At 44.9% G+C, this 15,368-nt stretch carries 16 protein-coding genes; 13 read left to right on the forward strand and 3 right to left on the reverse strand.

The annotated features are described in order from the left end of the window. Positions 1 to 158: 158 nt before the first annotated feature. Positions 159 to 1,766, forward strand: a complete 1,608-nt coding sequence (gene pyrG, locus AC0C66_RS10325) for a glutamine hydrolyzing CTP synthase (RefSeq protein WP_014115524.1) — start codon at positions 159 to 161, stop codon at positions 1,764 to 1,766. A gap of 82 nt (positions 1,767 to 1,848) precedes the next feature. Here pyrG and AC0C66_RS10330 read toward each other — a convergent pair whose 3' ends face one another. Continuing rightward, on the reverse strand, positions 1,849 to 2,370 hold the full coding sequence (locus AC0C66_RS10330) for a DUF2529 domain-containing protein (RefSeq protein WP_461845774.1): 522 nt from the start codon (positions 2,368 to 2,370) through the stop codon (positions 1,849 to 1,851). A 165-nt stretch (positions 2,371 to 2,535) separates the two neighbouring features. Between AC0C66_RS10330 and spo0F the strand changes: the two genes are divergently transcribed. From spo0F to AC0C66_RS10385, 11 genes are all read left to right on the forward strand, one after another. After that, a complete protein-coding gene (gene spo0F, locus AC0C66_RS10335; protein WP_003227621.1) occupies positions 2,536 to 2,910 on the forward strand; it encodes a sporulation initiation phosphotransferase Spo0F in 375 nt (124 codons plus the stop codon). A gap of 179 nt (positions 2,911 to 3,089) precedes the next feature. Next, positions 3,090 to 3,947, forward strand: coding sequence for a class II fructose-bisphosphate aldolase (locus AC0C66_RS10340; RefSeq protein ID WP_072182952.1), 858 nt, complete (start codon positions 3,090 to 3,092; stop codon positions 3,945 to 3,947). A gap of 118 nt (positions 3,948 to 4,065) precedes the next feature. After that, positions 4,066 to 4,704: a fructose-6-phosphate aldolase gene (gene fsa / locus AC0C66_RS10345; RefSeq protein WP_014115521.1), complete on the forward strand. Its 639-nt coding sequence runs from the start codon at positions 4,066 to 4,068 to the stop codon at positions 4,702 to 4,704. A gap of 378 nt (positions 4,705 to 5,082) precedes the next feature. Further along, positions 5,083 to 6,372 (forward strand): UDP-N-acetylglucosamine 1-carboxyvinyltransferase, encoded by a 1,290-nt coding sequence (locus AC0C66_RS10350; RefSeq protein WP_014115520.1) that lies wholly within the window; start codon positions 5,083 to 5,085, stop codon positions 6,370 to 6,372. Positions 6,373 to 6,402: 30 nt separating this feature from the next. Beyond that, the gene (gene glpX / locus AC0C66_RS10355) at positions 6,403 to 7,368 is read left to right on the forward strand and encodes a class II fructose-bisphosphatase (protein WP_003242962.1); all 966 of its coding nucleotides are present in this window, start codon (positions 6,403 to 6,405) and stop codon (positions 7,366 to 7,368) included. A gap of 213 nt (positions 7,369 to 7,581) precedes the next feature. After that, positions 7,582 to 7,776: a hypothetical protein gene (locus AC0C66_RS10360; protein ID WP_013308072.1), complete on the forward strand. Its 195-nt coding sequence runs from the start codon at positions 7,582 to 7,584 to the stop codon at positions 7,774 to 7,776. Next, a complete protein-coding gene (gene rho, locus AC0C66_RS10365) occupies positions 7,773 to 9,056 on the forward strand; it encodes a transcription termination factor Rho (protein WP_003221939.1) in 1,284 nt (427 codons plus the stop codon). The genes AC0C66_RS10360 and rho overlap by 4 nt, the downstream gene beginning before the upstream one ends. 118 nt (positions 9,057 to 9,174) lie before the next feature. Beyond that, positions 9,175 to 9,375 (forward strand): 50S ribosomal protein L31, encoded by a 201-nt coding sequence (gene rpmE, locus AC0C66_RS10370; RefSeq protein ID WP_003151132.1) that lies wholly within the window; start codon positions 9,175 to 9,177, stop codon positions 9,373 to 9,375. Between the two features lie 88 nt (positions 9,376 to 9,463). Beyond that, positions 9,464 to 10,051 carry a thymidine kinase gene (locus AC0C66_RS10375; protein WP_061186490.1) on the forward strand — a complete coding sequence of 196 codons (588 nt, stop codon included), beginning with the start codon at positions 9,464 to 9,466 and terminating at the stop codon, positions 10,049 to 10,051. 288 nt (positions 10,052 to 10,339) lie between these two features. After that, complete coding sequence (malS, locus tag AC0C66_RS10380; RefSeq protein WP_014115518.1) at positions 10,340 to 12,037, forward strand: oxaloacetate-decarboxylating malate dehydrogenase; 1,698 nt, start codon at positions 10,340 to 10,342, stop codon at positions 12,035 to 12,037. An 81-nt stretch (positions 12,038 to 12,118) separates the two neighbouring features. Beyond that, positions 12,119 to 13,075 (forward strand): AEC family transporter, encoded by a 957-nt coding sequence (locus AC0C66_RS10385; RefSeq protein ID WP_072183002.1) that lies wholly within the window; start codon positions 12,119 to 12,121, stop codon positions 13,073 to 13,075. A gap of 34 nt (positions 13,076 to 13,109) precedes the next feature. Here the strand turns inward: AC0C66_RS10385 and racA are convergent, their stop codons facing one another. Together racA and gloA2 are read right to left on the reverse strand one after the other, a co-directional pair. Then, positions 13,110 to 13,664, reverse strand: a complete 555-nt coding sequence (gene racA, locus AC0C66_RS10390; RefSeq protein WP_090556999.1) for a chromosome-anchoring protein RacA — start codon at positions 13,662 to 13,664, stop codon at positions 13,110 to 13,112. Between the two features lie 121 nt (positions 13,665 to 13,785). Beyond that, the gene (gene gloA2 / locus AC0C66_RS10395; RefSeq protein WP_014115515.1) at positions 13,786 to 14,172 is read right to left on the reverse strand and encodes an SMU1112c/YaeR family gloxylase I-like metalloprotein; all 387 of its coding nucleotides are present in this window, start codon (positions 14,170 to 14,172) and stop codon (positions 13,786 to 13,788) included. Between the two features lie 125 nt (positions 14,173 to 14,297). On the opposite strand from gloA2, the gene prfA reads away from it, so the two are divergent. After that, positions 14,298 to 15,368, forward strand: coding sequence for a peptide chain release factor 1 (gene prfA, locus AC0C66_RS10400; RefSeq protein WP_003227645.1), 1,071 nt, complete (start codon positions 14,298 to 14,300; stop codon positions 15,366 to 15,368).

Here is a 15,368-nt window from a genome sequence, read left to right on the forward strand (position 1 = left end):
AGAACATAGTGCGTTATGCTCCCTTTCAAGAAATTGAAAGGGAGCTTTCTTATTTTCACCCCTCATTTTTCTTATAAATCATTTAAAATGCTAAATGATTTTCTATAAAACAGTACATTTTAAAAATGTAGCTAAGAGTGAAGAGAGGAGCAAACGAAATGACGAAATATATTTTTGTAACCGGGGGAGTCGTATCCTCACTTGGAAAGGGTATTGTAGCAGCTTCATTGGGACGTTTGCTGAAAAACCGTGGACTGAACGTGACGATCCAAAAATTTGATCCATACATCAACGTCGACCCGGGAACAATGAGCCCATACCAGCACGGTGAAGTATTCGTAACGGATGACGGCGCCGAAACAGACTTGGACCTTGGTCACTATGAGCGTTTTATCGACATCAACCTCAATAAATTCAGCAACGTGACAACTGGTAAAATCTATTCAACAGTTCTTAAAAAAGAACGCCGCGGAGACTACCTTGGCGGAACCGTACAGGTTATCCCGCACATCACAAACGAACTGAAAGACCGTGTTTACCGCGCGGGGAAAGAAACAAACGCGGATGTCGTCATTACAGAAATCGGCGGTACTGTCGGGGACATCGAATCACTGCCATTCCTTGAAGCGATCCGCCAAATGAAGAGCGACATCGGCCGTGAAAACGTAATGTACATCCACTGTACGCTTGTTCCTTACATTAAAGCTGCGGGCGAATTGAAAACAAAACCGACACAGCACAGCGTAAAAGAATTACGCAGCTTGGGCATTCAGCCAAACATCATCGTCGTGCGTACAGAAATGCCGATTTCTCAAGATATGAAAGATAAAATTGCGCTATTCTGCGACATCGATACAAAAGCGGTGATCGAGTGTGAAGATGCGGACAACCTATACTCCATTCCGCTTGAGCTGCAAAAACAAGGACTAGACAAGCTTGTTTGCGAGCACATGCAATTGGCATGCAAAGAGGCTGAAATGTCAGAGTGGAAAGAGCTTGTTAACAAGGTTAGCAATCTGTCTCAAACAATTACGATCGGCCTTGTCGGTAAATACGTTGAGCTTCCTGACGCATACATCTCTGTTGTCGAGTCTCTCCGCCATGCGGGCTATGCGTTTGACACAGATGTAAAAGTGAAATGGATCAACGCAGAAGAAGTGACAGAAAGCAACATCGAAGAGCTCACAAGCGGAACGGACGGCATCATCGTGCCGGGTGGATTCGGAGACCGTGGTGTTGAAGGCAAAATCGTTGCAACAAAATACGCGCGCGAAAACAACATTCCATTCTTGGGCATTTGCTTGGGCATGCAGGTTGCGTCTATTGAATACGCACGTAATGTATTAGGCTTAAAAGGCGCTCACTCTGCGGAAATTGATCCGTCAACTCAATACCCGATCATTGACCTTCTTCCTGAACAGAAGGATGTTGAGGATCTCGGAGGAACGCTTCGTCTCGGCCTTTACCCATGTAAGCTTGAAGAAGGCACGAAAGCCTTTGAAGTGTATCAGGATGAAGTGGTGTACGAGCGTCACCGCCACCGTTATGAATTCAACAACGAATTCAGACAGCAAATGGAAGACCAAGGCTTTGTATTCTCAGGCACAAGCCCGGACGGACGCCTTGTTGAAATCATCGAGCTGAAAGACCACCCTTGGTTCGTGGCTTCTCAGTTCCACCCAGAGTTCAAGTCAAGACCGACAAGACCTCAGCCTCTTTTCAAAGGATTTATTGGAGCGTCTGTCGAAGCTGCAAATCAGAAGTAATCAAAAAAGACTTGCCGTTTGTCAAAAGCGGGCAAGTCTTTTTTATTTGTTTCCTGCAAGATACAGCATGTACAATAAGATATTATGCATACTCTTGCAGAATTTCTTTTAATGTAAACGATAAAGCATGGTAGACATACAGTGCTGTCATTAAAGAGGGAAATCCGTAACGGGTGCCGTCTTCATCGGGAACGAGCGGCATTTTTAATTTAGAATCAATATGCACATCGCAATATTGTTCCATTCCCGCACTCTCTTTAGCTGCCGGCGATACGCATACGACTCCCGTGCCTTTTTCATAAAGCTCTTTCGCGAGCGCCTGCTCTTCGGCTGTCCCCGTCCCAGAGCAAAACATCAGCACCCTGTCGCTTTCTGTCACTTCCTCAGCGCTTTGTGGAAAGGCTTTGACAGATGGGAAGGGTTCGCTGCTTTCGGTGGCCTCATAAAAGACGCCCTGAAGCTCATTGGCACCGTATAAATAAATGGAATGCCCGCTGATCACCGCTTGAGCAAGCAGCCGCGCCCCATCTTCAATCGCGTCAGATTCCTTATCCTGAATGCGGGAAAAAATACCTGTTAACTGCGTCGTAAATATTTTCAACATAAGTGAATCCTCCTTTATAACGTACAATATCAGTATACAACAAAAGAGAAAATGCTCAGAAAATGTCGTAAAGTAGACTATTATAATTAAAGGAAATAGGAAAATCAAACAGAATACATACACTACTGCTTACTTTTGACGAAAATCATAATATTGGGGTGTAAAATGATGAATGAAAAAATTTTAATCGTTGATGATCAATACGGCATACGTATTTTGCTTAATGAAGTATTCAATAAAGAAGGCTACCAGACGTTTCAGGCTGCAAACGGCCTGCAGGCGCTTGACATCGTGACAAAAGAACGGCCCGACCTTGTGCTTCTGGACATGAAAATTCCCGGCATGGACGGTATCGAAATCTTAAAACGGATGAAGGTCATTGACGAAAACATCCGGGTGATTATCATGACGGCATACGGAGAGCTCGACATGATCCAGGAATCAAAGGAACTGGGCGCCTTGACGCACTTTGCGAAGCCGTTTGACATCGACGAAATCAGAGACGCCGTGAAAAAATATCTGCCCCTGAAGTCTAATTGACAAAAAGAAGAAACAAATGAATGATGTCATTGTGTTGCCGATTTGTCGAAAAGTTGGTATTCTAGTTATGGAGAAAAAGCGATCTGGTATTTACATATGACAGCAATAGATGGGTCATGCTAGGGTGGAAAGCTTTTTTCGCTAGAAGACAATCAGGCTACATAAGGAGGACATTCGACATGCCTTTAGTTTCTATGACGGAAATGTTGAATACAGCTAAAGAAAAAGGTTATGCTGTAGGACAATTTAACTTAAACAACCTTGAGTTTACTCAAGCGATTTTACAAGCAGCTGAAGAAGAAAAATCTCCAGTGATCCTTGGTGTTTCCGAAGGTGCGGGACGCTACATGGGCGGCTTCAAAACAGTCGTTGCTATGGTAAAAGCACTTATGGAAGAGTACAAAGTGACAGTTCCTGTTGCGATTCACTTAGACCATGGTTCAAGCTTTGAATCTTGTGCGAAAGCGATTCATGCAGGTTTCACATCTGTCATGATCGACGCTTCTCACCATCCATTTGAAGAAAACGTAGCAACAACTTCTAAAGTTGTTGAGCTTGCTCATTTCCACGGAGTATCTGTAGAAGCTGAGCTTGGAACAGTCGGCGGACAAGAAGATGACGTTATCGCTGAAGGCGTAATCTACGCTGATCCGAAAGAGTGCCAAGAGCTTGTTGAGCGCACTGGCATCGACTGCCTTGCACCGGCATTAGGTTCTGTTCACGGCCCTTACAAAGGTGAGCCAAACCTTGGTTTCAAAGAGATGGAAGAGATCGGAAAATCAACTGGTCTTCCGCTAGTTCTTCACGGCGGTACTGGAATTCCGACTGATGACATCAAAAAATCAATTTCACTTGGTACAGCTAAAATCAACGTGAATACTGAAAACCAAATTTCTTCTGCAAAAGCTGTTCGCGAAACATTGGCAGCTAAGCCTGACGAGTACGATCCACGTAAATATCTTGGACCAGCTCGTGAAGCGATCAAAGAAACAGTTATCGGTAAAATGCGTGAATTTGGTTCTTCAAACCAAGCTTAATTCAATTGGAACGTTTATAGCCGCCTGACAGCTTGACAGGCGGTTTTCCGTCTATCTTTAGAAAGCGCAATCATATTCACAGTTCAGAAAATTTCTTAATCAGGGAGGCTTTTTGAAAATGTTATTCTTTGTTGATACAGCCAATATCGATGAAATTAAAGAAGCGAATGAATTAGGAATTCTCGCCGGTGTAACGACGAATCCTAGTTTAGTAGCAAAAGAAGCTAACGTATCATTCCACGACCGTCTTCGCGAGATCACAGATGTCGTGAAAGGCTCTGTAAGCGCAGAGGTTATTTCTTTGAAAGCTGAGGAAATGATCGAGGAAGGAAAAGAACTGGCGAAAATCGCTCCGAACATTACGGTGAAAATCCCGATGACGACTGATGGCTTAAAAGCGGTAAGAGCACTTACTGACTTAGGCATCAAAACAAACGTCACATTGATCTTCAATGCCAACCAGGCGCTTCTCGCTGCCAGAGCTGGGGCAACGTATGTATCTCCATTCCTGGGACGTTTAGATGACATCGGCCACAACGGACTTGACCTGATTTCAGACGTCAAGACGATTTTTGACATTCACGGTCTTGACACGCAAATCATTGCAGCGTCAATCCGCCATCCGCAGCACGTGACAGAAGCCGCTCTAAGAGGGGCTCATATCGGCACAATGCCGCTGAAAGTCATTCATGCGCTCACTAAGCATCCGTTAACAGACAAAGGAATTGAACAATTCCTGGCAGACTGGAATAAATAATTGCAAAGGGCGGCAAACAGCTTTATGCCTGTTTGCCGCGGCCTTTGTTTTTCACCGTCTGATACAGCGGACCTACAGATGCTGACGCCGCTTTACAGAGAAGGAATCATTGGGCTGCAGAAGCTGATATCGGAATGAAGGGTTTGCGTACTGCTTTTGCCGGATGAAGACGATGTCTCTTGAGCCGGCGGGTCTCTGTGCAACTTTCGAAACCTGTACCCCGCAAAGCTTCGCTATTTTCTTCCTGATATTTTACAATGTGTTGTATTCTTTCTCTTCGAATTGGCTAGATTTTGGACATAAGCTTTATTTGCAGAGACAGAATAAAATGACATTTTATTTAGCTCCGCAGCTATCTTCTTATGGAAGGAGACTATCATGGAAAAGTTGAATATTGCCGGCGGTGACTCGTTAAACGGTACAGTACATATCAGCGGCGCTAAAAATAGTGCTGTTGCATTAATACCTGCAACCATTTTGGCAAATTCCGAGGTGACAATTGAAGGGCTTCCAGAGATTTCAGATATTGAAACGCTGCGTGACCTGTTAAAGGAAATCGGCGGCAACGTGCATTTTGAGAATGGGGAAATGGTTGTTGACCCCACGTCGATGATCAGCATGCCGCTTCCTAACGGGAAAGTAAAAAAGCTTCGCGCGTCCTATTATTTAATGGGGGCGATGCTCGGCCGCTTCAAGCAGGCCGTCATCGGATTGCCCGGCGGCTGCCACTTAGGGCCCCGTCCGATTGATCAGCATATCAAAGGCTTTGAAGCGCTAGGGGCTGAAGTGACCAATGAACAGGGTGCTATTTATTTGCGTGCTGAAAGGCTGAGAGGCGCACGTATTTATTTAGATGTCGTAAGCGTAGGGGCAACCATTAACATTATGCTTGCCGCTGTTTTGGCAGAAGGAAAAACGATCATCGAAAACGCTGCCAAGGAGCCTGAGATCATTGATGTCGCGACACTGCTTACCAGCATGGGAGCCAAAATCAAAGGTGCGGGAACCAATGTGATCCGAATCGACGGCGTGAAGGAACTGCACGGCTGCAAGCATACGATCATACCGGACAGAATTGAGGCCGGGACATTTATGATTGCAGGAGCTGCAATGGGAAAGGAAGTTATTATCGATAATGTGATTCCCACTCATCTTGAGTCGTTAACGGCAAAGCTGAGAGAAATGGGTTATCATATCGAAACAAGCGACGACCAGCTTCTCATTGTCGGCGGGCAGAAGCACTTAAAGCCGGTTGATGTCAAAACCCTTGTATACCCGGGCTTTCCGACTGATTTGCAGCAGCCGATGACGGCGCTCCTGACAAGGGCAAAAGGGACAAGCGTCGTAACAGACACCATCTACTCGGCAAGATTCAAGCACATTGATGAGCTGAGACGAATGGGTGCCAATATGAAAGTAGAAGGCAGATCTGCCATCATCACAGGTCCTGTCGAGCTTCAAGGCGCAAAAGTGAAGGCGAGCGATCTTCGTGCCGGAGCTTGTCTGGTGGTAGCTGGCCTGATGGCTGACGGCGTCACGGAAATTACGGGCCTGGAGCATATTGACCGCGGATACAGCAGCCTTGAGAAGAAGCTTGAGGGGCTTGGAGCGACAATCTGGCGTGAAAGAATGACTGACGAAGAAATAGAACAGCTTCAAAATTCATAATGGTTTCTTGTGAGAGGAGATCGTGTTGAAATGGAAAGAAGTTTATCAATGGAATTGGTACGTGTGACCGAAGCTGCGGCATTGGCATCTGCTAGATGGATGGGCCGGGGAAAAAAAGATGAGGCTGATGAAGCGGCAACGAGCGCAATGAGAGACGTTTTTGATACAGTTCCGATGAAAGGGACCGTTGTGATCGGTGAAGGCGAAATGGACGAAGCGCCGATGCTGTATATCGGAGAAAAACTCGGAAACGGGTACGGCCCGCGCGTCGATGTCGCAGTTGACCCTCTTGAAGGCACAAACATCCTAGCAAGCGGCGGCTGGAACGCGCTGACGGTTATTGCGGTAGCAGACCACGGCACGCTTCTGAACGCTCCTGACATGTATATGCAAAAAATCGCAGTCGGTCCGGAAGCGGTGGGCTGCATTGATATTGAAGCACCCGTCATTGATAACCTTAAAGCGGTGGCAAAAGCGAAAAACAAGGACGTTGAGGACGTCGTTGCCACAATCTTAAACCGTGAAAGACACGCAAAAATTATTTCTGAACTTCGTGAGGCCGGCGCCAGAATCAAATTGATCAATGATGGCGATGTCGCAGGCGCCATCAACACGGCTTTCGACCACACGGGCGTTGATATCCTGTTCGGATCAGGTGGAGCTCCTGAGGGTGTGCTATCCGCTGTTGCGTTAAAAGCGCTCGGCGGAGAAATTATTGGTAAACTTCTTCCGCAAAGCGAAGAAGAAATCACACGCTGTCACAAAATGGGCCTTGATTTAAGCAAAGTCCTCCGCATGGAAGACCTTGTGAAGGGTGATGACGCGATTTTTGCAGCTACCGGTGTAACGGACGGCGAGCTGTTAAAAGGCGTTCAATTCAAAGGCTCTGTCGGCACAACTGAAAGCTTAGTTATCCGTGCAAAATCAGGCACTGTCCGCTTCGTTGACGGCAGACACAGCCTGAAAAAGAAACCAAATCTTGTAATCCGTCCATAACAAACAGAAAAAGCGGGTGTGAGCCCGCTTTTCCTTTGCAGAAAAGCGTCAACTCTATCAATTCCGTGTCAAAACCTTATTTCAGTTGAATAATTTTTTGAAATAAGGTAAAAATAAAGAGTGCTGCGAATTTTACTGCGTAATTCCTTCTTTTAAGCACTAGGAAAGTTTCAATTTCTACCGCATACAGACGATATAAGTATTGATCTTCTCATGTTTTTGTCCTCGCTTCCTTCAAAACTCATTAAGACAATCCTTTTAACAAAAGCGCCGATCATGGGTGGAAGTGTTACCGATAGAAGTTCCTTTATGTTAAAAAAAGAATGTGCTTTGGCGGATGTTGTGCAAAAGCAGCAGATTACATGTGCAAGTAAGATATTGACTATGAAAAGCGTGGTGTTTTTATGAAAGACGTATCTATTTCCTCTTTGGAAAATATGAAATTGAAAGAACTTTATGAACTTGCAAGACATTATAAAATCTCCTACTACAGCAAACTGACAAAAAAAGAACTCATTTTCGCCATTCTGAAAGCAAATGCAGAACAGGAAGATCTGCTGTTTATGGAAGGCGTTCTTGAGATCATCCAGTCTGAAGGTTTCGGCTTCCTGAGACCGATCAACTACTCTCCAAGCTCAGAAGACATTTACATCTCAGCTTCACAAATCCGCCGTTTCGATTTGCGGAACGGAGACAAAGTATCAGGCAAGGTTCGCCCGCCAAAAGAAAATGAGCGTTACTATGGACTTTTGCACGTTGAAGCAGTAAACGGGGATGATCCCGAATCAGCAAAAGAGCGTGTGCATTTCCCGGCTCTTACACCTCTTTATCCAGACCGTCAAATGGTGCTTGAAACAAAGCCGAACTTCTTGTCTACTAGAATAATGGACATGATGGCGCCGGTTGGATTTGGACAGCGCGGTTTGATTGTTGCGCCTCCAAAAGCCGGAAAAACGATGCTGCTGAAGGAAATTGCCAACAGCATTACAGCAAACCAGCCTGAAGCAGAGCTGATCGTGCTTTTGATCGACGAAAGACCGGAGGAAGTGACCGATATCGAGCGTTCTGTAGCTGGGGATGTCGTCAGCTCAACGTTTGATGAAGTGCCGGAAAACCATATTAAAGTAGCCGAGCTCGTGCTTGAGCGCGCGATGCGTCTCGTGGAACACAAAAAAGATGTCATCATTCTGATGGACAGCATCACACGCCTTGCCCGCGCCTACAACTTAGTGATTCCGCCGAGCGGAAGAACGCTTTCCGGGGGGATTGACCCAGCAGCGTTCCACCGTCCGAAACGCTTCTTCGGGGCTGCGAGAAATATCGAAGAGGGCGGAAGCTTAACTATCCTTGCTACGGCTCTTGTCGATACAGGGTCACGTATGGATGATGTCATTTATGAAGAATTCAAGGGAACAGGCAACATGGAGCTACACCTTGACCGTTCTCTGGCAGAGCGCCGCATCTTCCCGGCCATCGATATCCGCCGTTCGGGAACGCGCAAGGAAGAGCTGCTTGTGCCTAAAGAGCACCTTGATCGTTTATGGTCTATCCGCAAAACGATGTCTGATTCACCTGATTTCGCAGAAAAATTCATGAGAAAAATGAAAAAAACCAAAACAAACCAGGAATTTTTCGATATTCTCAATCAAGAATGGAAACAGGCAAATCTATCATCTGCTAGACGATAAATTGTATTTGCAAAAGAAGTAAATCACTGATATAATTTTCTCATATGCGTTTCGGACAATGCTCCGAAATAATAACTCTGTTTCCACACGGGATTCAGGGCGGAAGGAGATGGATACAATGAAAGCAGGAATTCATCCTAATTTCAAAAAAGCAACAGTTAAATGCGCTTGCGGAAATGAATTTGAAACAGGCTCAGTAAAAGAAGAGGTACGCGTTGAGATTTGCTCTGAATGCCACCCATTCTACACTGGCCGTCAAAAATTCGCTTCTGCTGATGGTCGTGTTGATCGCTTTAACAAAAAATACGGTCTTAAGTAATAATAGATTTTTCAACAGGCAAGAAGCACTCTTGCCTGTTTTTTATATTGTCTAAAACACACAGCTGGCAGAGAGGAGAGCGAAGCCTATGTACATAATGAAACAAAGCGGGTGGCTTGAGCTGATTTGTGGCAGCATGTTCTCGGGGAAATCTGAAGAGCTGATCAGAAGAGTGAAGAGAGCGACTTACGCCAAGCAGGAAGTCAGGGTATTTAAACCTGTGATTGATAATCGATACAGCGAAGATGCTGTTGTCTCCCATAATGGAACATCCATGACGAGCTATGCCATTTCTTCTGCTGCGGATATTTGGGATCACATCAGTGAGAGTACGGATGTGATTGCGGTTGATGAAGTGCAGTTTTTTGATGAGGAAATTGTTGCGGTTTTATCATCTCTTGCCGATAAAGGCTACCGTGTGATTGCGGCGGGCCTTGATATGGATTTTAGGGGAGAGCCGTTCGGCGTCGTCCCGAGTATTATGGCGATTGCGGAAAGTGTGACGAAGCTGCAAGCCGTCTGTTCTGTCTGCGGATCACCGGCAAGCAGAACACAGCGCCTGATTGACGGTAAACCTGCTTCTTACGATGATCCGGTCATTTTGGTGGGCGCATCCGAATCGTATGAAGCAAGATGCAGACATCACCACGAAGTCCCAGGAAAATTTAAAAAATAGTCCAAAACATGGGTCTAAAGATAGAAAACACCGGCTAAAAACACCGGTGTTTTTTTTATATTCTGATAATACATAATTAAAAAATTTAATTAAGTGTATTAAAAAATTAACTAATTTTCTTCCCTTGAATTTTGATTTGGACAGGCATACAATAGCTTACGTAATGTAAATAGTTTTGAGACATTGTTCGAATAATTGTCACAAAGTCGCATAAAGATCATGATCGGTATTTTTTAGATGGGTTATTACTTAACTTGGTTAACTATTTCAAGAAAGAAGGAGATTTGCTTGAATAACATAAAAAAAACGAAAGAAGGCCACTTAGAAACAACTCTTAGAGGAAAAGAAGTTTTATCTATTCCTACTTTAAATAAAGGTGTTGCTTTTTCAATAGAAGAAAGACAAGAACTTGGCTTAGAAGGACTTCTGCCGCCAACTGTACTTTCTCTTGATCAACAAGCACAACGCGCATACGAGCAATTCCAAGCGCAGCCTGACCGCCTTCGTCAAAATGTTTACTTAAGTGATCTTGCAAACCGTAACGAAGTTCTTTTCTATAAATTGCTGAAAAACCATCTTCGCGAAATGCTTCCTGTTGTGTACACACCAACAGTTGGTGAAGCGATTCAGGAATACAGCCATGAATATAGAAGACCTCAAGGTATCTACTTGTCAATCGACAATATTGACGGTATTGAAAAAGCTTTTGAAAACCTTCATGCGACAGCAGGGGATATTGATCTGATCGTTGCTACTGACTCTGAAAGTATTCTCGGTATCGGTGACTGGGGTGTAGGCGGTATTAACATCGCAATCGGTAAATTGGCGGTTTACACTGCTGCAGCAGGCATTGACCCTAGCCGTGTTATCCCGGTAGTGCTTGATGTCGGTACAAACAACGAAAAACTACTGAATGATCCTTTATATATTGGTAACAAGCATGAACGTGTTCAAGGCGAACGCTATGAAGCTTTCATTGACGCTTATGTAAAAGCAGCATTGAAATTCTTCCCTAAAGCGCTTCTTCACTGGGAAGACCTTGGTAACAAAAATGCACGCAATATCATGAAAAAATACAACCATGAAGTTCTTACATTTAATGATGATATCCAAGGTACAGGCGCGATCACACTCGCTGGTGTGCTTGCTGCTATGAAGAAAACTGGCGCTTCTATTAAAGATCAGCGTGTTGTTGTCTTTGGTGCTGGTTCTGCTGGTATCGGTATTGCCGACCAAATCCGTGACACAATGGTGCTTGCTGGATTATCTGAAGAAGAAGCTAACAAACGCTTCTACACAATTGATTACAGAGGCTTGCTGACTGAAGAAATCGAAGGTATCCTTGATTTCCAAAAACCTTACCTTCGCAGTACAGATGAAGTACAAGACTGGAAACGCGATGAAAAAGGCCAAATTCCATTCGATGAAGTGGTTCGCCAAGCGAAACCAACTATCTTGATTGGTACTTCAGGGGTTTCAGGTGCGTTCACAGAGGAAATTGTGAAAGAGATGGCATCTCACGTAGACCGTCCGGTTATCATGCCGATGTCTAACCCGACTCACCTTGCTGAAGCAGTTCCTGAAGATCTGTTCAAATGGACTGACGGAAAAGTGCTTATTGCAACAGGAAGCCCATTTGACAATGTAGAATACAACGGTGTTTCTTATGAAATCGGACAATCTAACAACGCATTCGCGTTCCCTGGTCTTGGACTTGGTTCAATTGTAGCTGAAGCGCGTATCATTACGCCTGCTATGTTTGCTGCAACTGCTGATGCGATTGCTGAAATGGTTGATCTTGAAACACCTGGGGCAGGATTGCTTCCAAGCATTGACAAGCTTCAAGAAGTTTCTATTCAAGTTGCAATTGCCGTTGCTGAAGCAGCAATTAAAGACGGCGTAGCAAATCGTCAGCCTGAAGATGTGAAACAAGCGGTTCTTGATGCAATGTGGACACCGGAATACAAAAAAGTCATCGCGAAATAATTAGCGAGTAAATTTTTTCGTCCGAGGGAAAGCTTTTTGTAAAGCTAAAGTATACGGACATAGGATTTGGAGGAGAATATTTTGAGCATCTTAGATATCTTAATCCTCCTGGCGCCGATTTTCTTTGTTATCGTGCTGGGTTGGTTTGCAGGACATTTTGGAAGTTATGATGCCAAGTCGGCAAAAGGGGTAAGTACGTTAGTAACGAAATACGCACTTCCAGCTCACTTTATCGCTGGTATTTTGACAACTTCCAGAAGTGAATTTTTATCTCAAATTCCATTAATGGTTTCTTTAACTATTGGGATTGTTGGTTTCTATATCGTTATTTTATTGCTTTGCAGATTTGTGTTTAAATATGATTTAACGAACTCATCCGTATTTTCTTTGAACTCTGCACAGCCGACATTCGCATTTATGGGTATTCCTGTACTGGGAAGCTTGTTCGGTGCGCAAGAGGTTGCGATTCCGATCGCGGTTACAGGTATCGTCGTTAATGCGATTCTTGATCCGCTTGCGATTATTGTTGCTACTGTTGGTGAGTCTTCTAAGAAAAACGAAGAGGGCGGCGACAGCTTCTGGAAGATGACAGGAAAATCAATCCTGCACGGTCTTTCTGAGCCGCTTGCAGCTGCTCCGTTAATCAGTATGATCTTAGTGCTTTGCGGGGTCACTCTTCCTGAGCTGGGTGTTAAAATGCTAGATCAGCTTGGAAGCACAACATCTGGTGTTGCTCTCTTTGCTGTCGGTGTTACCGTTGGTATCCGCAGTATCAAACTCAGCGTACCGGCATTTGGTATTGCGTTACTCAAAGTTGCGGTTCAGCCTGCGTTAATGTTCCTGATTGCTCTTGCAGTCGGACTTCCAGCTGACCAAACAACAAAAGCGATCCTTCTTGTTGCATTCCCAGGTTCTGCTGTTGCGGCCATGATTGCGACTCGTTTCGAGAAACAAGAGGAAGAAACAGCTTCTGCGTTTGTGATCAGTGCGATTCTGTCATTGATTTCACTTCCGATCATTATCGCGCTTACTGCGTAATCAAAAAAGCTCCCTTTACGGGGAGCTTTTTGCTTTAGGTTTGAAATTTGAACAGTGATAGCAGCGGTTTTTTTCTTGTTTTGGTTTTTTCAGAAGCAGCAGCAGTCTCGGGGATCGGCTGAGCGGTGAATTCTTTCATTTGTGAGGTCAGTGATTGCAGGTCTGCAAGGATGTCATCAATTTCTCTGCGGTGCTGAAGCAGCTGATAAGATACACCCTCATCGGCTTTTTGTTTCAGCTGGCGTTCCAGTTCCGAAATCCTTGTCAGCAGTTCAGTTTCGTCCTGCCTTTGCTGTAATAGGGTGTCCAGCTTCTGTTCGAGCTGTTCGATTCGTCGTTCTGTATCGCCATTTGTTTTTTGGACAATGAAGCCTGTGCGCTTTTTAGTGCTTTGCGGCACATGAATATCTTGAATCGCCGTGCCTTCAGAGATTTGTTTTTGAACAGATTTTAGAACCTTCACGTCTTCTGTAGTGAACGTGTAGTGCCCGAGCTCATTGCGTTCGGCCGGAAGATTCAGCTGCTTCACCCATCGCTGCACCGTTTTTGCGGAGACGCCGAGTTCACTTGCTACCATATTTGTATTCATGATCCCATACCTCCTTTTTAGCTAGGTATTCGACCATAGAATGCGGTTCCCTTCTTGTTAGACAAAACAAGAAAAGATTCGGCAAAGAAAGTGGGTATCTCCTTTTTTTCTTCAAAAACCGTTATTGTTCATACAGCTCTAAAGGAAGCTGGTCAGGATCAAAAAAGAAGGTGAACCTCTTTCCGGTCAGCGGATCTGTTCTGATCGGCTCTGTTTCGATTCCTTTTTCATGAAGCTCCTGAACGGCCTCATCCAAGTTGCCGACTGTGAAGGCGAGGTGGCGCAGGCCTGCAGCTTCAGGCCGTGTTTGGCGTGCGGGCGGATCGGGAAACGAGAACAGCTCAATGACATACGAGCCGTTAAGTGACAAATCAAGCTTATAGGAACCGCGGTCTTCGCGGTACGTTTCTTGAATCACCTGAAAACCGAGCTTATGTACGTAGAAAGCTTTCGACTTTTCATAATCTGAACATATGATTGCAATATGATGTATGGATTTCAGCAACATCATCCCTCCTTGATTCCCAGTATAGCAGAGAAGGCTTTTCCAGCTGGGATTGAAATGCTTTTGACTGGGGGTAAGCACTATACTATAATGAGAATGTTACGCACAGGAAAACAGAGGTGAAGACCGTGTTAGACCGTTTAAAGTCAATCGAAGAACGATACGAAAAATTAAATGAGCTTTTAAGCGATCCAGAAGTAGTAAATGATCCGAAAAAGCTAAGAGAATATTCAAAAGAGCAATCTGATATACAAGAAACAGTTGACGTATATAGACAATACAGAGATGCGTCAGAACAGCTGGCTGATGCAAAAGCGATGCTTGAAGAGAAGCTGGACGCTGAGATGCGCGACATGGTGAAGGAAGAGATTTCTGAACTTCAGAAGGAAACGGAAACACTGTCAGAACGCCTGAAAGTGCTCCTGATCCCGAAAGATCCTAATGACGACAAAAACGTTATCATGGAGATCCGCGGAGCTGCGGGAGGCGAGGAAGCCGCTTTATTCGCGGGTAACCTGTATAGAATGTATTCCCGTTATGCCGAGCTGCAAGGCTGGAAAACAGAGGTCATGGAAGCGAATGTAACCGGAACGGGCGGCTACAAAGAGATCATCTTTATGATTACGGGAAGCGGCGCATATTCTAAACTCAAATATGAAAACGGCGCCCACCGCGTACAGCGTGTTCCTGAAACAGAATCAGGCGGCCGTATCCATACATCTACTGCAACAGTAGCATGTCTTCCTGAGGCAGAAGAGGTAGAGGTTGACATTCATGAGAAGGATATCCGTGTTGATACGTTTGCATCAAGCGGACCGGGCGGACAAAGCGTTAACACAACAATGTCTGCCGTTCGTCTGACGCACTTGCCGACAGGTGTTGTTGTATCGTGCCAGGATGAAAAATCTCAAATCAAGAACAAAGAAAAAGCAATGAAGGTTCTCCGTGCCAGAATCTACGATAAATTTCAGCAGGAAGCCCAGGCTGAATATGATCAAACACGGAAATCAGCAGTCGGATCAGGTGACCGCTCTGAACGTATCCGCACATACAACTTCCCGCAAAACCGTGTGACGGATCACAGAATCGGCCTGACGATTCAAAAGCTTGATCAGATTCTTGAAGGAAAACTTGACGAAGTGGTTGAAGCGCTGATCGTTGAAGATCAGGCAAGCAAGCTTCAGCAGTCGGAAGGTTAA

It is taken from the genome of Bacillus sp. VA13, from assembly GCF_055710085.1.